Here is a 21,921-nt window from a genome sequence, read left to right on the forward strand (position 1 = left end):
CTTCTTGGGAGTCATGCATATTTCGTAGGATGTGACGTCAGGACAGGTATGTTAAAATAAAGGAATAAACGTTAGTAGGGATAGAAAGGTGAAGCGACAGACATGCAGATGGGGACGATTCTGGTAGTAGACGATGAACAGCCTATTGCTGACATATTGAAATTCAATTTGGAAAAAGAAGGCTATGAGGTTATCTGCGCCTTTGATGGGATCAGCGCTGTGGAGCTGGCTTTATCCATACGCCCCGATCTCATGCTGCTTGATCTTATGCTGCCAGGTAAGGACGGAATGGATGTTTGCCGTGAGGTGCGTGCGGCGCACCTGGATATTCCTATCATTATGCTAACCGCCAAGGACGGAGAGATTGACAAGGTGCTTGGTCTGGAACTTGGTGCTGATGATTATGTGACCAAGCCGTTTAGTACGCGTGAACTGCTGGCCAGAGTAAAAGCCCAGATGCGGAGGCAGCATAAGCCAACCCCGTCGGAGGCACTCAGTGAGCCCGCAGAGAGCAAGCAGGGTATTCAACATTTTGATCTGTTTATAGATACAGACATGTATTTGGTATACAAAGACGGAGAACCACTAGACTTAACACATCGTGAGTATGAGCTGATCTATTATATGGTTCGGCATGCCGGCAAGGTAATGACCCGGGAGCATTTGTTGCAAGCCGTCTGGGGATTCGAATATTTCGGTGATGTGCGGACTGTAGATGTAACCATCCGGCGTCTACGGGAGAAAATTGAGGAGAATCCCAGCAAACCGGAATATATTTTTACTCGGCGTGGACTTGGTTATTTAATGCATAGCCCCAAAAGCGGAGGGCTGTGATGAAGGGACTGTCCTTTTTTCGGACGATTCAGGCCAAGCTTATTATTGTTTACGTCCTATTGATTCTGATCGCGATGCAGTTGATTGGTGTTTATTTTGTCAGCTCCATGAAGAATTCGCTAACAGACAACTTCACGAAGGATCTTAAAGCGCGGGCAGAAATGTTATCGATTCTGACTGCGGATAAATTCGGCAGCGAAGCTGGAACGTCGGATGAGGAGACCGCAGTGGAAAGTCTGCGTGGCATGGTGAACAATCTTTATATTAATGGTGCTGAGATTCAGGTTCTTGATGCCAACGGCAAAATTATCACTACATCCGTACCCTCACAAAGCGATTATGTCGGACAGCGCAATACACAGACGGTTGTCAGCCGAGCTTTGCAGGGCATCAGCGACAACGAAGAATATATTATAGCTGATGATAATGTACGTAAGAAGGTTGTGGCCAAGCCTGTGCTCTCGGGTGACAAGGTGGTGGGTGCCATTTATATCGCTGCGGACATGAAGGATCTATATGCGACGATGAGCCGCATCAACAGTGTCTTCATTTCGGGCATGCTGCTGGCTTTAGCACTTACAGCTGTGTTGGGTGTAATTCTGGCCCATACCATTACTCAGCCTATCAAGGAAATGACCAGGCACGCTACCGCTGTTGCGGAAGGTCGATTTAATCGGAAGATGCCGGTATTCGGCAATGATGAAATTGGACAACTGAGTCAGGCCTTTAATTATATGACCGGAAGATTGCGTGAAGCCTTATCGCAAAATGAGGAGGAAAAGGAAAAGCTGGCTTCCATCCTCACTAATATGAGCGATGGAGTGGTAGCTACAGATGAGAGCGGAGTAGTCATTCTGATGAACCGTCGTGCTGCACTGATGCTGGGAGCGGAGGGGCCGCTTCCGGAAGGTGCACCGCTTGCTGAGCTGCTGGGTCTTGATCAAGAGCAGTCCGTGTCTTTGGCCAAAGGCAATGCCCAATCGGCCATGCTTCATCTGTCCCATCTTGGCGGAGACGATCCTAACAGTGTTAGGGTAACCTTTACTCCGATCCACCGCCGGGAAGGGTTAGGAATTGCGGGTACGATTGCCGTGCTGCAGGATGTAACTGAACAAGAGAATCTGGAAGAGTCGCGCCGGGAGTTTGTGGCGAATGTCTCGCATGAGCTGCGAACACCTCTTACGACAATTAAGAGCTACGCCGAAGCATTGGATGATGGAGCGCTCGATGATCCGCAGCTGGCTGTGCGTTTTGTGGGCGTGATAAGGAATGAAACTGAGCGCATGATTCGTCTGGTGACAGACCTGCTGCATCTGTCACGGCTCGATTCCAGGGAAGCCCGTCTCCGAATCCAGCAGACAGACATCACCGAGATGCTGGAGGATGTGGCAGACCGCTTTTCCTTTCAGATTCGGCAAAAACGTATCGATATTAGCACAAGGGTCCGCAAGGAAGTCTCCACTGCCTGGCTAGATCGGGATCAAATTGATCAAGTGCTGGGCAATCTTGTCTCCAATGCGTTGAAATATACGCCGGAGGGCGGCACTATTGAATTGGAAGCACTAAAGAGTGAGGACGGTATGTTGTCTATCTCCGTGCGCGATTCCGGGATCGGTATACCGAAGAAAGATATCGAACGCATCTTTGAACGCTTTTACCGAGTAGATAAGGCGCGCTCACGTAACATGGGTGGGACTGGGCTTGGACTGTCCATTGCCCGGGAAATTGTGAAGGCACATGGAGGTTCTATTTCCCTACAATCCGAGCTTAATGAGGGCTCGCAGGTAACCTTTACGCTGCCTCTACAGAGCCAAAGGGGGAGTGAGGCGTGAAGGAAAGAGTGAAATCCTGGATACTGGCCTTGCTCGTGCTTGGGAGTCTCGTGGAGAGCTATTATTTGATTTATCGGCTGCCTGGTACGGATTCGGCTGTACTTTCGGAGAATTTATATGTAAAGACAGACAACATGGGGCCTGAAGAGAAGGTTGAGAATTTGCTCTATCCCGATAAAATGATTATTCATATGGGAGACGGTAAGCACACCCTGTTTTACCCCAGCTCGACCTTTTACAATCTGATCCTGAATCGGTTGAAGGGGCGGGGCTTTGAAAGCTTCCAACGGCGCTCGGTGCAGGACTTCAACTGGAATCAGATTCGCAAGGAGAATCCAGGGATTGAGCTGTCCTTCGGAGCAGGAATTCCCGTAACGCTGCTGCAGCGGATAATGCAGCTGTCACCGGATTCCTTGTTCGCGGGGGAAAGCATTGATAAGATCTGGATATACAATATCAAGAATGACTCCAAGGCCCATGCCATCTTTTTCAGCACCCGGGGTGATATTGTATATGAAGCGGCTAAAGTCGATCTTACCGTGCAGGACATCCAGCAGCATGTGGATTTTGGCAAGAATTTGACTTCTTATACAACATTGAATGGTGACTATTATGTACCTGACAGTAAGATATCGCTGGTCGAGGTAGAGATGCCATCCGGTATGTACACCATTGAACAGATGCAGAGCAATCTCTTCTTTGACGCTGGGAGCACCAGATATATTCGTGAGAAAAATGGATCGGAGATTTACACGGACAGCAAACGTAGTCTGCAGGTCGATCAGGAGCAGAATTGGATGAGCTACAGCGACCCTGCTGCACTTCCGGCTGGTGAAAGCACACCGGCCAAGGATGCGCTTGAGGCTGTGGATTTTGTGAATCAGCATGGCGGTTGGAATGGAACCTATCGGCTGGCAGCAACGGAGGAGAGCAGACTGGAGCGAAAGGTTTCCTTTCAACAGTATTATGGCTCCTACCCTTATGGTTCTTATCCAATTATGAGTAAGCCACAGCTACAGTATGGTGTGATTAATCTGGAACTGCAGCAGGGCACCGTATCTTCCTATGATCGATCTTTAATTTATATTGATGAGAACAAATCCGTGAAAAAAGTTGTGGAGTTGTCGGGAGGAGAGGAGCTGCAGAATCAGCTTACCCAGATTGGCAAGGCTTCTTCTGTAAAGGATTTAACACCTGCTTATGTACCTGTGGAAAAAGGTGGGAAGCTGGAGCTGCTCCCGGTATGGCGTGTTACGCTGAGCGACGGCAGCGTGCTAACGCTGAACTAGCTGCTCACAAAACAAAGCGTATGCTTCCGAAGCAGTTTTGTTGCAAGCCACATGCAATGAAGTAATGTTCCACAAAACAAAGCGTATGCTTCCGAAGCAGTTTTGTTGCAAAGCCGCATTCAATGAAGTAATGTTCCACAAAACAAAGCGTATGCTTCCGAAGTAGTTTTGTTGCAAGCCACATGCAATGAAGTAATGTTCCACAAAACTTTTAGGAGGTGAGAGTATGGATTGGGGAAGAGCCAAAAATGTGCTAATCTACGCTTTTCTGCTGCTGAATCTGCTGCTGTGTTATCAGCTGTGGAATGATCTGCATGATCAGGTCAGCGCCAATCTTGATTTCACCTCCCTTTCTGAAGAAACACAAGCAGTGATGGAACAGAAGGGAATTAGGGTGTTATGCCCAATCCCGGCTGCGACACCGCAGCTGCCTGATATTACCTATAATTATTCCGGGGAGGAGCAGAATGAAGCGCCGGTGCTGCTGAAGCTTCCGATAGACAGCAAACTGATCTACTCTTCATTCACCGAGCTTAGCGATCAACTGATGGGCCAGATCTCGGACATTGCCAACTACCGCTTCGATTCCCAGGAAAGTGAGATAGGTAAATTTGTACTCCACCCGCTAGTGGATAATCAGTGGTCGCTGTTCCGCGTGAGACTGGAGTTAATCAATAGCAATCAGAAGATTGTGGCCTACCGTTGGCCACAGATCAAGATTGGAACCAGTAACAAAGAGGATCTACAGAAGGTGCTCCCTGCATCCCAAGCGCTGAGCAGTTTAATTGAGAAATATTTTCCGGTCGATTCGGTAGTCAAGGAGATTGAGCTGGGGTATTACGGTGAATTGTTTAACTCCGAAAGTCAGGTCGCGTCTCCAATGTGGCGGTTCATGCTTGAGAATGGCAAAGCCTATTACGTAGATGCCATTAGTGCGGACATCATCAGTCCGAAGACAACAGAGTAGAGGGAGTAAGAAATATGGGGATTTCATTTACAGTACTGTCCAGTGGTTCTACTGGCAACGTAACGGTGGTGCGTAACGGGGAGACAACGCTGATGATTGATGCGGGCCTTAGTGCGAAGCGGATTGATGAGCTGCTGGGTATGCGTGAGCTGACGGGCAAGGATATCGACGGGATTCTGATTACACATGAGCATTCCGATCATATCAAAGGACTTGGGGCAATGGCGCGCAAATACGATCTTCCGATCTACGCGAATACCAATACTTGGGGAGCGATTGAGAAGGGGATTGGTAAAATAGCTGAACATAACCGGATTATTATGGAATCCGGAGAACATATAGACTTTGGCAGCCTTAGGGTGGAATCATTTGCGATTTCCCATGATGCTGCTGAGCCCGTAGCCTATAACTTTTACGACGGGAAAGAGAAGTTGTCTGTAGCTACCGATTTGGGTTATGTCAGCGATAAGGTGAGAGCGGCAATTGCAGATTCCGATGTAATGGTGCTGGAGGCAAATCATGATATTGAGATGCTCAGAATGGGACGTTATCCGTGGAACACGAAACGGCGTATTCTAGGCGATATGGGCCATCTATCAAACGAAGCAGCAGGCGCAGCGCTTAGTGAGATTCTTACTGGGCGGACCAAACGTACTTACCTGGCGCATTTAAGTCGGGATCATAATATGATGGATCTGGCAAAGATGTCAGTTCGTTATGCGATGGAGGACCGGGGCTGTTTTTTCAAAGATAGTGAGTTTAAACTATGTGATACGTATTATGATCGCCCTACGCCATGGGATACGGTGAGCCAGTCATAAGCTGATCCAATTCAGCGGTCTTGCGCTCAAGTTCCTGGCGGGAGATAAGCCCTTTATCAATCAGCAGCTCAATCATGGCACTAAGAGTAAGGGTCATATGATAGTGTTCATCCTTCAGATCACCTAGTTTACCAATGAACTGTACCAGATCAATACTTGTGGAGAAAGATTCCATATTCTGCTTCTCCTTTCGAATTGAAAAATGTAAAAAATTTGCAAGGAATTCGCTTCAGAAAAGCCACGACTGAACGTCTGCCTGTGATACAATCTATATAGAGAATAAGTTAAGCGTAATTCTGTAGTGCTTGCTATTATTGTAGTCTGTTAAGTTGAAAAATATTCCGAAATAAGAGAAACGGCTGTGTTCTTCTGATAAAGGACAAGATCCGTTTTATAAAATAGCCTTACTTTACGCTAAATACCACTTTCTTGTGGTAAAGGGATAAAGTGAAACCTTTTAACACTATTTGGAGTCTGGAAGATAGATTGATATAGCTCGGGCGTTGTTGCTTGGCGTTCAGGTCATGAATGCAGTAGCAATAGAGGGGAGAGGATTTGGGTGGGACTGTTTCAAGATGATTTCTATTCAACTAAAGTATCGCGGCGTAAAGATCGAAAAGGAACAAAGGGATCCACAACTCGCGGCTGGTCTGTTCGCAAATCACGCCGTAGTCTGCCAACTTGGCAGATATCTGCCATCTGCTCTTTACTCAGCGCGGTGGTTGCGGTGCTTCTCTTCAGTTTGCTTACAGGCCAACTAACACATGAGACGGCTCAGAATCCGGCAAAGATTGAGAATGTTACCCCGAGCAGTGGTGATCCATATGATCGGATTATTCAGGCTGCGGCTCTAGTTCGCCCTGCCGTAGTGAGTATCATTAACCATAAGGAAGATAATAAGGAACTTAATATTCTGGATGAGTCGGCATTAGGCTCCGGGGTTATATATAAGAAAGATGCTAAAAAGGCATACATTATTACGAATAATCATGTCATCGAAGGTTCTAGTAAACTAGAGGTGGTTACAATTGACGGGGAGACTCGCAAAGCATCGCTAGTTGGTGCCGATAAGGTTAGTGACATTGCCGTACTCTCCATTGATGCTAAAGGAATAAATACGATCGCACAGATCGGGGACTCCTCGAAGCTACGTCTCGGCGAAACGGTAATTGCCATTGGCAACCCACTGGGTCTTGGCGATTCACTAACTTCTGGTATTGTCAGCTATACGGAACGGATGATTCCAGTGTCGCTCAATCAGGATGGTGTATATGATTGGGAGCAGGAAGTGATTCAGACGGATGCAGCAATTAATGAAGGCAACAGTGGTGGTGCGCTTGTAGATCTGGAGGGTAAGGTCATTGGTATTAATACGATGAAGATTTCAGATACGGGTGTAGAAGGTCTCGGCTTTGCCATTCCGTCCAATCATGTGATGGAGAATGCGGCTGAACTAGCTGAAAAAGGGAAGATAGCCCGTTCCTATCTGGGTGTCTATTCTGTAGATTTGAATAATCCCTATGTTCCACTCGCAGAGGATCAACGCAAGGAATTGAACCTGCCAGCTAGCATTAAAGACGGTGTAGTCGTTCTGGATGCTGTTGGACCTGCAAAGGTCGCTGGGCTGAAATTTAATGATGTCATTACGAAATTTGATAATGAGCCGATTACTTCAACGCTCTCATTGCGCAAATATTTATATGATAGTACCAAGATTGGTGACGAGCTAAAGATTACCTTTTATCGCAATGGAGTTGTGAAGCAGGTTGTAGTAAAACTTCTTGAAAAACCAGAGGAATAAAAGCGCTAAAGAGTGTATATACTGCTATTGTAGGTGAGACAAATTATCCGGCTGGTAACCCTTACATTGGGAAGTCAGCCTTATACGGGAAAATAAGGGGAAATACGGATAGCTCTCTTGCCTTTGCTATTCAGGTGTGGTAATATGATAACAATCATACAGTTGATACCTAATTCTTGCATTGAAAAGGGCTGTCAAGTAGAGTTATACAACCTTTTTCAATGTGTGAATTTTTTCTTTGTCTGAAGATAAAAAGAACATATTAATTTAAATTTGTGGAGGTAACACACATGCAAACAGGTACAGTTAAATGGTTTAACGCAGAAAAAGGATTCGGATTCATCGAGGTTGAAGGCGGAAGTGACGTATTCGTTCACTTTAGCGCAATTACTGGCGACGGCTTCAAAACTTTGGACGAAGGCCAACGCGTTGAATTCAACGTTGTTCAAGGCAACCGCGGACCACAAGCCGAAAACGTTGTAAAACTGTAATAATAGAAGGTGCCGTCCCCGCTTGTGAAAGTTGGGACGGCCTTTTTTTTACATTTCCATCGGTTTTCTCAACTTTTGACATAAAGGAAGGGAGGAACGGTAATGAACTACCGGAAGAAGCCTTTAGAAGAAATACCGGAAGAGGATACCGCAATCTGGGCCTGTACCAATGATGGATGTAACGGATGGATGAGGGATAATTTTGCATTTGAACATGCGCCTTCTTGCCGTCTATGTCACTCCCCAATGGTTCGCAGTATGAAGATGCTGCCGATTTTGCTTAATTCCAATGGCGATCTCAAGTCGCTGAAGAAGGGTACTTCTATCACCTAACTTACGCTTTATGAGCTGAGCATTTTATAGAATGACGTACAGCAAAGAGACGGGTAAACCGTCTTATTTTTTTTGCTTATTTTCGAAATATTGTGATATTTGTCACAAATATATTGTTTTTTGCCTCTAAATGGGGTGTATAATGTGATTATTATCACACTTTGATCTTCGAATTTTTGACAAAATATAAGTACGAAAAGGGAAGAAGGAAGGGGAGAAATATGGATACAGTGATGCTGTCGCGGTTTCAGTTTGCATCGACAACGATTTTTCATTATTTCTTTGTGCCGGTGTCTATCGGACTAGCGCTCCTGATTGCGATCATGGAGACGATGTATGTCAGAAAAGGGAATGAAGAGTACAAGAAGATGGCTCAGTTCTGGGGAAAGCTGTTCCTCATTAACTTTGCAGTAGGCGTTGTAACGGGGATATTACAGGAATTCCAATTCGGGATGAACTGGTCCGATTATTCGCGTTTTGTCGGTGATGTGTTCGGAGCACCACTAGCTATTGAAGCGCTGTTGGCTTTTTTCTTGGAGTCTACATTCATAGGGCTGTGGATCTTTGGGTGGGATAAGGTTTCCAAGAGAGTGCATCTGTTATCCATTTGGCTGGTAGCGTTCGGAACGATGTTGTCTGCTTTCTGGATCTTAGCCGCCAACTCTTTCATGCAGCACCCTGTGGGGTTTGCCATAAATAACGGACGGGCAGAGATGAATGATTTCTTAGCCCTGATAACAAACGGCCAGTTGCTGGTGGAATTCCCACATACAGTGCTGGCTGCATATGCAACGGGAGCATTTCTGGTAACGGGGATTAGTGCGTATAAGCTGCTGAGAAAGCAGGAAGTATCTTTTTTCAAAAAGTCATTTGAGATTGCTGCTATTGTAGGTATTGTCTCTTCGATGGGTGTGGCTGTTGCAGGACATGCTCAAGCGCAGTATTTGGTCAAAACTCAGCCGATGAAGATGGCAGCGTCTGAAGGCTTGTGGGGTAAGAGTGGTGACCCAGCACCTTGGACTATATATGCTAATATTGATCCGGAGAACAAGGTGAGTAGCAATGAAATTCAAATACCTTATTTGCTCAGTTTTCTCTCCTACAGTAAATTCTCTGGTGAAGTTAAAGGGATGAACCAACTGCAAGCTGAATATGTGCAGAAATATGGTGAGGGGGATTATATCCCGCCCGTGCGCACAACCTTCTGGAGCTTCCGGATCATGGTTGCGGCTGGTACAGCGATGATCGTGTTGGGTCTGTATGCTATCTATCTGATCTGGCGCAAAAAAATGGACCGTCCAAACACTTGGTTTATGCGGTTCATGCTCTGGGGGCTGCTGCTTCCACCAATCGCCAATACGGCAGGCTGGATTATGACTGAAATTGGACGCCAGCCGTGGACGGTATTTGGTCTTATGCAGACTAAGGATAGTGTATCTCCTAATATTTCGAGTGGACAGGTGTTATTCTCGGTTATTTCTTTTACGACTATATACGCGATTCTAGGAATCGTAATGATTGGGTTGTTCATCAAGGTCATCAGAAAAGGCCCTTATGCCATGGATAATGATCACGATGTTTCGCATGATCCATATAACAAGGAGGTGTCCCCAAATGTCTCTTAATGAATTATGGTTCTTGCTGATTGCCGTGTTGTTCGTAGGATTCTTCTTCTTGGAGGGCTTCGATTTCGGGGTGGGAATGGAAACACAGTTTCTGGCCAAGAATGATACAGAGCGCCGGGTGCTGATTAACTCGATCGGGCCTTTCTGGGATGCTAATGAGGTCTGGCTGATTACAGCTGCTGGGGCGATGTTCGCTGCTTTTCCCGATTGGTATGCTACGCTGTTCAGTGGATTCTACATTCCCTTTGTCTTCGCCTTGCTGGCTCTAATTGCTCGCGGAGTGGCCTTTGAATTCAGAGGCAAACGCGATTCGCAGGCTTGGAAAAGAACATGGGATGCTTGCATCTTCTTCGGCAGCGCCCTCCCTCCTTTCCTGCTGGCAGTTGTCTTCGCCAGCTTCATCAAAGGCTTGCCGATTGATGGGGATATGCAGATGTATGCTGGATTTACGGATATCGTCAATGTCTATACAGTCGTAGCTGGTGTTACGGTAGTTCTGCTCTGCCTGGTGCATGGACTGATGTTCACCACGCTTCGTACGTCTGGCGATCTGCAGAACCGCGCACGGAAGCTGGGTCAGAAATTGCTGCTTCCACTGGGCGCATTACTGTTGGCTTTTGTAATTATGACTTACAATATGACAGACATATTTGAAAAGCATGGAGCCTGGCTGCTAATTATGGTTGTTCTGGGGATTGTGGCTTATGTACTGGCTGGATACTTCATGATGAAGAAGAAAGATAGTCTTGCCTTTGGAATGACCGGAGCTGTAATTGCGCTGTCGGTAGCTTCAATCTTTGTGGGCCTGTTCCCACGGGTCATGATTAGCTCCATTGATCAAGCCTTCAATCTGACCATCACGAATGCGGCTTCGGGCCATTATTCACTGAAGGTCATGACGATTGTGGCGCTGACGATGCTGCCGTTCGTGCTGGGATATCAGATTTGGAGTTACTTTATCTTTCACAAACGGATTCATGAGAAGGAGCATCTTGAATACTAATGGATAAGAATTTGCTAAGGTATAAAGGAGTTATGCCGGTCTTTCTGATCGTAGGCTTCCTTACCCTGGTGCAAAGCGTGTCCATTCTTCTGCTGGCCAAATGGCTGGCAGAAGTCATTTCTGCACTGTTTGCGGGAGAACCGCTGAAGGAACAATGGGGCACTGCGCTATTGTTCCTTCTTGCGTTTCTCATGCGCCATGCCTGTTCTATGCTGATGGGCCGTGTCTCCTACCGTTTTGCGGAAATGACCGGCAGCAGCATGCGAAGAGAAATGATGGACAAGCTGTTCCAGCTTGGGCCCAGAATGGTAGGCGACCGGGGAACCGGAAATCTGGTTACGCTTGTACTGGAAGGAGTAACAAAGTTCCGTACTTACCTGGAGCTGATTATTCCACGGATGGTAGGGATGTCCGTTACACCAGCCTTGCTGCTCATTTATGTCTACACACAGGACATGACGAGCGGTATTATTCTTACGGTGACGATGCCAATTATTATTGTCTTCATGATTCTGATCGGTATGACGGCCCGCAAGCAAATGGACCGCCAGTTGAAGTCTTACCGCACGTTGTCCAATCACTTCGTCGATTCGCTGCGCGGCTTAGAAACACTGAAATTTCTCGGACGCAGCCGCAGTCATAGTCAGAGTATTTCTGATGTGAGCGATCGCTACCGCTCGGCGACCATGCGTACACTGCGCGTGGCGTTTATGTCCTCGTTCGCCATGGACTTCTTCACAATGCTGTCTGTAGCTACGGTTGCCGTAAGTTTAGGCCTTAGACTCGTCAACGAACAGATGACGTTGCTTACTGGCTTGACCATTCTTATTTTGGCTCCGGAATATTTCCTGCCGGTTCGGCTCGTAGGTACAGATTTCCATGCCACGCTGGACGGGAAGGAAGCAGGAGAGGCAATGAAGAGTATTATTGACCGGGATACGGTGAAGGCTGTGGTGCTAGAGGGCAAGGGGAATGAACTTGCTATTGCAGCTGATTCTGCGGAATCCATTTTTAAGTGGCATCCCGAGAGTATACTTACGCTAAATGAAGTCAGCGTGCAATTTGAAGAGGGTGACCTTTCTTCGCTCAAAGGTATTAACCTGCAATGTAAAGGTGCCAGCAAAATTGGTATTATCGGGGAGAGCGGTGCGGGTAAATCTACGCTCGTGGATGTACTCGGCGGCTTCCTGCACCCTACCTCCGGGAGTATTACAATCGATGGCAATCATGTTAGTGCCCTCACCGATGAGGCTTGGCGCAAGCAGACCTCCTATATTCCGCAGCGGCCTTATATTTTCAGTGGTACGCTCTCGGATAATGTACGCTTCTATTATCCAGAGGCTACGCTGGAAGAAGTTGCCGCAGCGGTGGCTGCGACTGGATTATCAAGACTGGTGGCCTCTTTGCCGAATGGCCTGGATGAGATGATTGGGGGCGGCGGTCGTGTGTTGAGTGGCGGACAGGAGCAGCGGGTAGCGTTAGCCCGCGCTTTGCTGAGCAGCCGTCCGATCATGCTGCTGGATGAGCCGACAGCTCATCTTGATATTGAGACAGAGGTTGAACTGAAAGAAACCATGCTGCCGCTATTTGCTGGAAAGCTGGTGTTTCTAGCTACACATCGTCTGCACTGGATGGTCGATATGGATCTTATTATTGTGATGCAGCAGGGACAAGTGGCGGAGATCGGTACCCACGGGGAGCTAGTAGCCCGTAAGGGTGCATATTATGAGCTTATACAAGCGCAATTGGAGGGAATCCATTGAAACGTGAAGGATGGTTTGCTCCCTATGTATCGTCGTATTTTTGGCGCTTTCTACTTATTATCGCGCTTGGAGCACTGACGATTTTCTCAGCATCATCACTGATGTATACCTCGGGTTTTCTGATCTCCAAAGCCTCTATTCCACCAGAGAATATCTTAATGATCTATGTGCCGATTGTGGGTGTGCGCACGTTCGGAACAAGCCGCGCTGTCATTCACTATGTAGAGCGTCTTGTAGGACATGACACTATTCTGCGGATTCTCTCTAACATGCGTGTCCGTCTGTACAGTATCCTAGAACCACAGGCACTGTTTCTGTCCTCGCGTTTTCGTACGGGCGATATTCTTGGCATGCTTGCCGATGATATTGAATATTTGCAAAATGTCTATTTGCGGACGGTATTTCCAAGTGTAGTCGCCTTGCTGATCTATGCTGCTGCAGTTATTTCATTAGGGACCTTTGATATAGCCTTCGCGCTGCTAATGGCGCTGTACATGCTGGTGTTGGTGGTTGTGCTGCCCTTGATTTCACTGCTCTTCACCCAGAAGCGTCAACGTGAAGTGAAGCAGGCGCGCAATTCTCTCTATCAGAAGCTCACTGATGCCGTACTTGGTATGGGTGACTGGGTGATTAGCGGACGGCAAAGCCAGTTCGTGGAAACCTATGAAGCCGATGAGAAAAAGGTAGCGCGTACGGATGCCGCGCTGCGCAGCTGGGCCCGTCTACGTATGTTTATCGGACAGGCAATCGTTGGTATCGGCGTGCTTACTTTAATATCTTGGGCGTCAGGTCAATATGCAGACGGAGCTTTTGCTGGGACGCTGATTGCGGCGTTCGTATTGGTTGTCTTCCCAGTGGCAGATGCTTTTCTGCCGGTATCCGAAGCCGTTGAGAAAATCCCGCAGTACCGCAATTCTCTGGAACGCCTGTCTGGTGTGGAAGAGGATAACGGGGCAACCGCTCACGCGGAGCAAGAACAAGTGAACCTGGAGCCTGTCGAGCATCTTAAAAGTTCCAGCACGCACATTCAACTGCGAAATGCCGGTTACCGTTATGATTCAGGAGAGGACTGGTCCATTCGCGACCTCAACCTCGACCTTCCACAAGGTAAAAAAATCGCCATCATCGGTCGCAGTGGTGCTGGCAAATCGACGCTGTTAAAGGTCATTCAAGGCGCGATTAAGCCAACCATAGGTTCGGCTGTCATTAACGGAATCGACGCCGCAGCTTATGGCGAGAAGATTCCGGCGATCATTGCGGTGCTGAATCAAAGCCCGCATCTATTCGATACTACAGTGGCGAACAATATTCGTCTGGGTAATCCGCAGGCCTCTGACGAGGACTTGAAAGAGGCTGCCGCGCTGGCTAAGCTGGATTCACTGATCTCTACACTGCCTGAAGGCTATAACACACCCGTACGTGAAGCAGGTCAACGCTTCTCCGGCGGGGAGCGCCAGCGGATTGCGCTGGCCCGTATCCTGTTGCAGAATACGCCAGTCGTGATTCTTGACGAGCCGACTGTAGGGCTAGACCCACGCACGGAGCGCGAGCTGCTGGCAACGATCTTCACTGCGATGGCTGGAAAGTCGCTGGTCTGGGTAACGCACCATCTCGTGGGCGCGGAGCAAATGGACGAAGTGATCTTTATGGAAAATGGTTCTGTGGAGATGCGTGGCACACATGCCGAGCTGCTCAAGCGGGAGCCTCGCTACCGCAGATTGTATGAACTGGATCGTCCGGTGAGCCTCCAATAAGAGAACAGAGTTTCCTTTTTCAAGGAAGTGTGATAGAACAGTAAGAGGAGTATTAAGCCGCAGCGGCACAGAAAGGGATGCTTGGTCGAATGTATGTAGTGTGTAAGGAGCACGTAGAGCTGGCTATCGATAAGTTTGTGGACGAGTATGAGGATGCGCCTGACATTGTAGATTTGAAGGAAACCGAATTCTCTGACTGGGACCCGCCAGCGAAATGTGCGGAATGCGAGCAGAATGCGGAGTATTTGGTGGTCTGATTGTTAGCTGTCGCTTAAGTGCGTGATACGTCTAAAGTGAAAATGATGGTGCGAAAGGACGTGACTCACGTCCTTTTTTGTGTTTCAGGGAGTGGGGGGCGTGGCTCCAAGGGCGAGAGGAATCGTATTTTGATGTAAAGGGAACAATAGAAAAAGCTGCTTGGCGAGAAAAAGCGGCGTGTAGGGCATATCATTGCGAAGCCAATAGACAATTGTACCGATGAAGGCGGAGGAACCGTGCCAAATTGCAATATCGATCGGAACGCTTGCACCGGAAACAGATAGGGAAGAGCCTGCTTTTTCGGCTCTGCGGGTGATGAGATCAACCATCAACTTCGTAAGGCGATCGGTGAATACGGGTATACGTTTTGAAGCGAGCAGCATCTTGTAAAATTTAGAATTGTCTGCAATATGCTCGAGCAGTTTGACCAATATGGACAAATCAATATCTATGTCTAAACGAGTTTCATTCGCAACACCATTCAGGATTGCCTGAATTTCATCAATCATTTGATTTGCCATTCTCTCTAGCATATCCGGAATATCCCGGTAATGAAGATAGAAGGTGGCACGATTGATGGTAGCGCGTTCCGCAATACGATTCACGGTTATTTTCTCAAATTCAATTTCCTGAAGCAAATCGATAAAGGCATCTCGAATTAATTGATGCGTGCGAATTACACGCGGATCTGTACGTGATGATGTGGGTGACATGGTGGGCCTCAGTTCCTTTCCCCTAAAAGATTTATACGACAATTTCGTTCGATTTGTAAATTATGTTTTGATTAGACAACAGATTGAGTACAACCGTAAACTAATAAACATTTTTCAGAAAATTGTTGCTTGTGAATTATAAGAGATTTGATTATAATTCAACATTGAGTCTATTATACAACAACATGTTTATTGGCTCCATGATAAATTAAAGGGAGTTGAGCAACATGAGCAATCAGTCAGCTTTTGACAGCAGTTCCATTAAGAAAGGCCCTCTGTTGTTTGTTATGATTCTGGGGGCGTTCATCGCCGTTTTGAATCAGACGATTATGAGCGTTGCGACACCGGGGTTGATGGTCGATTTTAACATTTTGGCGTCTACTGCCCAATGGCTGACGACCGGTTATATGTTAGTAAACGGAATTCTTATTCCCATCACCGCATTTTTAATGCAGCGATTTACGACCCGTGAGCTTTTTCAGTCTTCCATGATTATTTTTCTAGCGGGAACCATTGTTTCGGCTACGGCGCATAGCTTCGATGCTCTGCTGGTTGGACGCCTGATTCAAGCAGCCGGAGCAGGTATTATTATGCCGCTCTTGATGACTGTAATCCTGACTGTATTCCCACCTGACAAGCGAGGAGCTGCGATGGGGTTGGTCGGTTTCGCCATTATTTTTGCTCCTGCTATCGGGCCTACGCTCGCCGGTTATGTTATGGAGCATTATTCCTGGAATACGATGTTTTATGGAATGATCCCATTCGTTGTTATTGTTATTGGTATTGCCTTTATTTATTTGAAAAACGTATCTGAACGCAGCTATCCTAAGATTGACGTTATGAGTGTCATTCTTTCAACAATTGGATTCGGTGCTGTTCTTTACGGCTTCAGCAGTGCTGGAAGCAAAGGTTGGTCAAGTGCGGAAGTGGTTCTATTACTTGTTGCTGGTGTGGTCTCCTTGATTTTGTTTACCTGGAGACAGTTGGTCATCAAGAGTCCCCTTCTTGATCTCAGAGTGTTCAAATATAGCATGTTCTCCCTGACGACCGTTATTAATATTGCGGTTACCATGGTCATGTATGCAGATATGATGCTGCTTCCCTTGTATTTGCAGAATGCACGTGGATATACAGCTCTGGAGTCTGGTTTGCTGATGCTCCCTGGCGCCCTGCTGATGGGAATTATGATGCCGGTGACAGGAAAGCTATTCGATCGGTTTGGAGCGAAATGGCTGTCCATTATCGGTATGGCTATTACCATCGTGACTACAATCGGGTTCGTCAACCTGACGGATTCCACTAGTTATACTTATTTAGTTCTGATGTCCACAGGACGACGTTTCGGGATGGCCATGTTCCTGATGCCAATCACAACGGCGGGCCTGAACCAACTGCCATCAAGACTGAATGCACATGGTACGGCCATCTCCAACACCATCAAGCAAGTGGCTGGAGCGATAGGGACATCGTTACTTATCACGGTGATGACGAGCAGAACCAAAACCCATCTTGTGGATATGATGACCGCAGGCGGATCTTCTACTAAAGAGCATATGATCATGGAGGCTTCTATCCAAGGGATTAATGATGCGTATCTTCTTATTGTTGGTATTGGTATTGCCGGTCTCCTGCTTTCTTTCTTCATTAAACGTACGGAACCGTCCGAAGAGGATGGCAAGACAGTAATCCTGCAATCCAAGGCAGTTAGATGATCAGATAATTATAGATTAGAAAATATGTGAAAAGCCCCTCCGCTTCGTCGAAGCTGGAGGGGCTCTTCTGTGTGCGGTTTATGCCATCGACCTGTCAAAATCAACATCCTCAATAAATTCGATAACTTCCCCATTAGGACTGTGAATTAATGCATTCTTTATTACAAGAGGCGGTTCACCAAGAGAAAGGTAGTCCGGTTCTATAAAAGCCTTTGCTCCATGAGCAAGGGCTTTTTGGAATATTTCCTCTACATTATTCACATAGAAGGCAAAATGTAATAACGCTCCGTGGGCTATGTCTTCTTCAGACAATGCTTTCTTGCCTTGGGCAGGAATGACTGCAGCGTCATCAAAGATCTCAATGCAGGTTCTTTGGTCAGGCGACACTAGCATGGAGGCTTCTTTGATCTGAAAGGATGGCAGACTCCAATGATGACCTACCTTGAATCCTAAAACCTCAATATAGAATGTTATCGTTTCTTTATAATTTTTGGCTTGGATCGCCACGTGTGCAAGTCCTTTACACTCATCTGTAATCGCTCCTTATGTAAGATGTATTTATTATAGAGATATTAAAACGTGAGATACATACAAAATATAAGGATTTTATAGTAATATGATTATTGAATATAAGGTAATTTCGTTGAATGAGGTTATTTTATTAAAATGGTCAGGGGGTCCTTGGAATGGAACAACTAATCGATGATATTGATAAAAAGATCATGCAATTACTTCAGCACAATGCGCGAATGTCTATTTCTCAAATCAGTAAAGAAGTTTCTATGTCCCAACCCTCCGTTAAAGAACGGATGATTAAGTTGGAAGAGAAAAATATCATCTCTGGGTATACAACGGTATTTAATTTACGGGATCTGAACCGCGGTACGACCACTTTCATTCTTATAAAAACAGAGCATTGCCAAGAGATCGTTGATTTTTGTAGAGATGCCATGGAAGTAACTGATTTATTTCGCATCAGTGGAGAATATAATTATCTCATCAAGGTACAAACGGCATCGATTGAGGAACTGGCCGAATTTCAGGATTCTCTTATTAAACTCGGACCTTCAAAGTCGCATATCAGTATGAAAAATATAATGGAAAACAGGGTTTTGCTCTAACCGTCATACTTAATCTTCCTCAAAACCGGCGTTCGTCAGCTTTTATGAAATCAGAAATTAATTCCTAATATTCATGACAAATAAAGTCCCTATGTCGTTTGAGGGGCTTTTTTGTCGTAGTTTGTCATTTTCTTATCATTGGGTAAAGATATAATTCTCCTTAACGAGTGTGAGATAAATCACATCTACAAGGAGGCGTATTATGAAGAACGGGTTAATTAAAAAGTTGGTATCATCACTGATCATAACATGTCTATTATTTTCATCGTTAGGTGTAGCATTTGGTGCCACGGCAACAACATCAGCGTCATCGGACATCAAAGGACATTGGGCGGAAGCTCAAATTTCTGCATGGATCGGCAAAGGTCTTATTACGGGTTATGAAGATGGTAGCTTTAAGCCGCAAAATAGAATTACAAGAGCAGAATTTATGGCATTGGTTAATCGTGCGTTTGGATTTACAGAACTAGCTGAAATTTCATTCCGGGATGTGGCTGCAAATAATTGGGCCTATACTGATATAGCAAAAGCTGTGAAAGCCGGATACATTACAGGCTACGCCGATGGAACTATTGGAGCAAGTAATCCAATCAGTCGACAAGAAGCGGCTGTAATCGTAAGTCGACTATTGAAACTAAATGCGACAGATCTTAAATCCACAGCAGAGTTCCGGGATGCCAGTGAATTTGCTAGCTGGAGCAAGGATGCAATTGGTGAAGTCGTATCCGAGCAGATCATGACCGGTTATGAAGCAGATCATACTTTTAAACCTGGGGCCTTCATAAATCGTGCAGAATCGGTAGTTACTTTGGATCGGGCAATGGCATCGCTAGCAGTAGTGTACAACAAGGCGGGTACCTATGGCCCTGCTACTGGAGTAGAAAATGTCACTAAAAACGTAGTCGTGAATGTACCTGGAGTAACGCTGCAAAATATGGTCATTAACGGAGACTTATTATTGGGTGAGGGTATTGGCACCGGTGATGCTTTCTTGGAAAATGTCAAAGTCACGGGGACCGTAACTGTCCAAGGCGGCGGTGAGCACAGTATCCATTTCAACAACTCTGTACTCATTGATATTGTGATTGATAAAAAATCAGGGACAGGAATTGTGCGGATTGTATCCGAAGGAACGACAACGATAGCGTTAGTAGCTGTTAACTCTCCGGCAACCCTTAAGGGTTCGGGTTATGACAATGTAAACATAAATTCTTCCCTTCCAACTGGTTCAAAAGTAACCTTACAAGGTTCATTTAATACGGTAAATGTAAGTTCTCAGCAAATTCAAATCGATGTTCCAGAAGGTACGATCAAGAAGTTGAATGTAGAATCAACAGCAACAGGAACTTTATTCAACCTTAGTGAAGGTACGACAGTTAATTCACTCGTCTTAGATGCAGTAGTGAAAATGCTCGGTCAAGGCACAATAGTAATCGCAACTATTAATACGGCTGGGTCCACATTTGAAAATCCGCCGACACCAACAACAGCGCCGACAACAGCACCAACAACAGCACCAACAACAGCACCAACAACAGCGCCAACAACAGCACCAACAACAGCACCAACAACAGCGCCAACACCAGAACCGACAACAGCCCCAACAACAGCGCCAACAACAGCCCCAACACCAGTACCATCTGTGCCGCCAACTGCCTTAGGTGTCTCGGTTAGTGGAATAACGACCGCAGGGCAAACTCTAACAGGAAGCTACACTTACGCAGACGCAGATGGGGATATTGAAACAGGAACAACCTATCAGTGGTATCGTTCCGATAATGCGGCTTTAACGACCAATCACACCATGATTGATGGAGCGACAACTCTATCTTATGTATTACAAATCGAAGATATTGGAAAATATATTTCATTTACAGTAACACCGATGAATGAAGCGACGCCTACTACAGGGTTAACAGTAGAAAGTGCAGCGACTACAGTAGTTGCAATCGCTCCAGCAGCACCAACTGCAACGAATGTTTCCATTAGTGGAATATCAATCGAAGGAGAAACCTTGACAGGTAGTTACACCTATGAGGATGTAAATGCAGACTTGGAATTAGGGACAACCTATCAGTGGTATCGTTCAGACGATATAGGCTTAACAAGCAATCATACTTTGATTGCAGGAGCGACAAGCTTAACGTATGTATTGCAAAGTGAAGACATTGGCAAATATGTTTCCTTTGAAGTAGTTGTAAAGAATGAAACAGAACCAACATCAGGGTCAGCAGTGGAAGTCGTAGCATCAGAAAGTATTATGGGTGTGCCGACGATTTCTATGGATGGAACTCTTTCTAACTACATGCCAATCCTCACCATAGAAAATATTTTAAACGAGAATAGCATTACTGTGTATGATACAGATGGTACGTCAATTCTGGCGTCAGGTACCTCAACGGGTTCAATGATGACCATAGCTCTAGATGCTCTAACACCTGGAACACATGTAATAACAGTGAAATCAACGAATCAAGCGGGAACGGTTAGCGTCTACTCGCAAGAGCTCAACTATGAAGTGAATGAGATGGTTATAAAGCCGCAAAATCAATTGTCCGAGGGGGCTGGACATATTGTAGTGCTGCAAAGAAGTGGTCAAGTGTGGACCTGGGGGGCAAATTGGAATGGGCAAATCGGTGATGGAACGACGACGGTCCATCCAACCAAATATGCTGTTCCTGGCTTACCAAGCAATATCATTGCCGTGCAAGGCGGTTTTGATCATACACTTGCCTTGACTGCAGAAGGTCAAATCTGGCAGTGGGGTAGAGGCGCTTCTTCCGTACCTTCTATCGTCAATGGAATGGATCATGTAATCGCCATTTCAGCAGAAGGGGGCACGCTTTCCTTGGCGCTGAAAAGTGATGGAACGGTTTGGACTTGGGACTCGGGCAGTACACCTGTCCGAGTAGCGGGTTTAAATCAAGTGATTGAGATTCAAGGCAGATATTCCTCCTCGTATGCTTTGAAGTCAGATGGTACCGTTTGGGCTTGGGGCCATAATGAAAATGGACAACTTGGTGACGGCACGATTATTTATAGAAGTGAGCCTGTTCAAGTGATCGGGCTGCCGAATGTCATTTCCATCAAGATGGGGAATCAACATGGATTGGCATTAACCGACACAGGAAATGTTTATGCTTGGGGATTTAATCAAATGGGTCAGGTGGGGAACGGAATCAACCAGAATCAATTGGTTCCTGTTGAAATCACAGGCCTAACCGATATTACCCTGATAAGTGCAGGGGATTATAACTCTTTTGCTCAAGATGTGGACGGAAATATTTACGCTTGGGGTTACAATGGAGATGGACAGCTTGGGTTTGGCAATTACGACAATACCAATATCCCGGCTATCATTAGTGGTTTGACGAATGTTCTAGCCATTACCGGCGGTGGCGGCAATACTTCGATTGCGCTAAAAGAGGATGGTAGTGTTTGGACTTGGGGTGATGGTTATAATGGTCTGCTTGGTGATGGAGCGGATAATGGCCGAACCACTCCAGGGATAGTTGCAGGTTTTAAATTATTCATACCTTTACCATAACAAAGGTCTTGATATAAGCATATTCAATAAATAAAAGCAGGATGCCACGGCAGCCTG

Annotated in this window: 19 protein-coding genes; 16 read left to right on the top strand and 3 right to left on the bottom strand. The window is 46.1% G+C overall.

Annotation, left to right across the window (positions count from 1 at the left end):
* Positions 1-102 precede the first annotated feature (102 nt).
* From yycF to H1230_RS01575, 5 genes are all read left to right on the top strand, one after another.
* Positions 103-834 carry a response regulator YycF gene (gene yycF / locus H1230_RS01555; protein WP_239713916.1) on the top strand — a complete coding sequence of 244 codons (732 nt, stop codon included), beginning with the start codon at positions 103-105 and terminating at the stop codon, positions 832-834.
* Positions 834-2,666 (top strand): cell wall metabolism sensor histidine kinase WalK, encoded by a 1,833-nt coding sequence (gene walK, locus H1230_RS01560; RefSeq protein WP_239713917.1) that lies wholly within the window; start codon positions 834-836, stop codon positions 2,664-2,666. The genes yycF and walK overlap by 1 nt, the downstream gene beginning before the upstream one ends.
* Positions 2,663-3,955: a YycH family regulatory protein gene (locus H1230_RS01565; protein ID WP_239713918.1), complete on the top strand. Its 1,293-nt coding sequence runs from the start codon at positions 2,663-2,665 to the stop codon at positions 3,953-3,955. Before walK ends, H1230_RS01565 begins: the two co-directional genes overlap by 4 nt.
* Before the next feature lie 226 nt (positions 3,956-4,181).
* A complete protein-coding gene (gene yycI / locus H1230_RS01570) occupies positions 4,182-4,922 on the top strand; it encodes a two-component system regulatory protein YycI (protein ID WP_239713919.1) in 741 nt (246 codons plus the stop codon).
* Between the two features lie 14 nt (positions 4,923-4,936).
* Positions 4,937-5,743, top strand: coding sequence for an MBL fold metallo-hydrolase (locus H1230_RS01575; RefSeq protein ID WP_154118922.1), 807 nt, complete (start codon positions 4,937-4,939; stop codon positions 5,741-5,743).
* Here H1230_RS01575 and H1230_RS01580 read toward each other — a convergent pair.
* Entirely contained in the window at positions 5,712-5,918 is a 207-nt protein-coding gene (locus H1230_RS01580) for a hypothetical protein (protein ID WP_239713920.1), read from the bottom strand. The genes H1230_RS01575 and H1230_RS01580 overlap by 32 nt on opposite strands.
* A gap of 384 nt (positions 5,919-6,302) precedes the next feature.
* Here H1230_RS01580 and H1230_RS01585 point away from each other — a divergent pair, with 384 nt between their 5' ends.
* The 8 genes from H1230_RS01585 to H1230_RS01620 all read left to right on the top strand — a co-directional run bounded on the left by H1230_RS01585 (position 6,303) and on the right by H1230_RS01620 (position 14,770).
* The gene (locus H1230_RS01585; protein ID WP_239713921.1) at positions 6,303-7,544 is read left to right on the top strand and encodes a S1C family serine protease; all 1,242 of its coding nucleotides are present in this window, start codon (positions 6,303-6,305) and stop codon (positions 7,542-7,544) included.
* Between the two features lie 290 nt (positions 7,545-7,834).
* Positions 7,835-8,035: a cold-shock protein gene (locus H1230_RS01590; RefSeq protein ID WP_019914582.1), complete on the top strand. Its 201-nt coding sequence runs from the start codon at positions 7,835-7,837 to the stop codon at positions 8,033-8,035.
* A gap of 102 nt (positions 8,036-8,137) precedes the next feature.
* On the top strand, positions 8,138-8,368 hold the full coding sequence (locus H1230_RS01595; RefSeq protein WP_154118924.1) for a cold-shock protein: 231 nt from the start codon (positions 8,138-8,140) through the stop codon (positions 8,366-8,368).
* A gap of 221 nt (positions 8,369-8,589) precedes the next feature.
* Entirely contained in the window at positions 8,590-9,993 is a 1,404-nt protein-coding gene (locus H1230_RS01600) for a cytochrome ubiquinol oxidase subunit I (RefSeq protein WP_239713922.1), read from the top strand.
* Positions 9,983-10,996: a cytochrome d ubiquinol oxidase subunit II gene (gene cydB, locus H1230_RS01605; protein WP_239713923.1), complete on the top strand. Its 1,014-nt coding sequence runs from the start codon at positions 9,983-9,985 to the stop codon at positions 10,994-10,996. Before H1230_RS01600 ends, cydB begins: the two co-directional genes overlap by 11 nt.
* Positions 10,996-12,759 carry a thiol reductant ABC exporter subunit CydD gene (cydD, locus tag H1230_RS01610; protein WP_239713924.1) on the top strand — a complete coding sequence of 588 codons (1,764 nt, stop codon included), beginning with the start codon at positions 10,996-10,998 and terminating at the stop codon, positions 12,757-12,759. Before cydB ends, cydD begins: the two co-directional genes overlap by 1 nt.
* A complete protein-coding gene (gene cydC, locus H1230_RS01615) occupies positions 12,756-14,513 on the top strand; it encodes a thiol reductant ABC exporter subunit CydC (protein ID WP_239713925.1) in 1,758 nt (585 codons plus the stop codon). The genes cydD and cydC overlap by 4 nt, the downstream gene beginning before the upstream one ends.
* 89 nt (positions 14,514-14,602) lie before the next feature.
* A complete protein-coding gene (locus H1230_RS01620; protein WP_154118929.1) occupies positions 14,603-14,770 on the top strand; it encodes a CxxH/CxxC protein in 168 nt (55 codons plus the stop codon).
* A gap of 84 nt (positions 14,771-14,854) precedes the next feature.
* On the opposite strand, the gene H1230_RS01625 is transcribed toward H1230_RS01620, so the two are convergent.
* Entirely contained in the window at positions 14,855-15,484 is a 630-nt protein-coding gene (locus tag H1230_RS01625) for a TetR/AcrR family transcriptional regulator (RefSeq protein ID WP_239713926.1), read from the bottom strand.
* A gap of 227 nt (positions 15,485-15,711) precedes the next feature.
* Between H1230_RS01625 and H1230_RS01630 the strand changes: the two genes are divergently transcribed.
* Positions 15,712-17,196, top strand: coding sequence for a DHA2 family efflux MFS transporter permease subunit (locus tag H1230_RS01630; RefSeq protein WP_239713927.1), 1,485 nt, complete (start codon positions 15,712-15,714; stop codon positions 17,194-17,196).
* Positions 17,197-17,274: 78 nt separating this feature from the next.
* Here H1230_RS01630 and H1230_RS01635 read toward each other — a convergent pair whose 3' ends face one another.
* Positions 17,275-17,703, bottom strand: coding sequence for a VOC family protein (locus H1230_RS01635; RefSeq protein ID WP_239713928.1), 429 nt, complete (start codon positions 17,701-17,703; stop codon positions 17,275-17,277).
* 179 nt (positions 17,704-17,882) lie between these two features.
* Here H1230_RS01635 and H1230_RS01640 point away from each other — a divergent pair, with 179 nt between their 5' ends.
* Both H1230_RS01640 and H1230_RS01645 read left to right on the top strand, forming a co-directional pair.
* The gene (locus H1230_RS01640; protein WP_239713929.1) at positions 17,883-18,317 is read left to right on the top strand and encodes an Lrp/AsnC family transcriptional regulator; all 435 of its coding nucleotides are present in this window, start codon (positions 17,883-17,885) and stop codon (positions 18,315-18,317) included.
* A 202-nt stretch (positions 18,318-18,519) separates the two neighbouring features.
* Positions 18,520-21,864 (top strand): RCC1 domain-containing protein, encoded by a 3,345-nt coding sequence (locus H1230_RS01645; RefSeq protein ID WP_239713930.1) that lies wholly within the window; start codon positions 18,520-18,522, stop codon positions 21,862-21,864.
* Positions 21,865-21,921 lie beyond the last annotated feature (57 nt).

The organism is Paenibacillus sp. 19GGS1-52, from assembly GCF_022369515.1.
In the GTDB taxonomy this organism is placed as follows: domain Bacteria; phylum Bacillota; class Bacilli; order Paenibacillales; family Paenibacillaceae; genus Paenibacillus_AQ.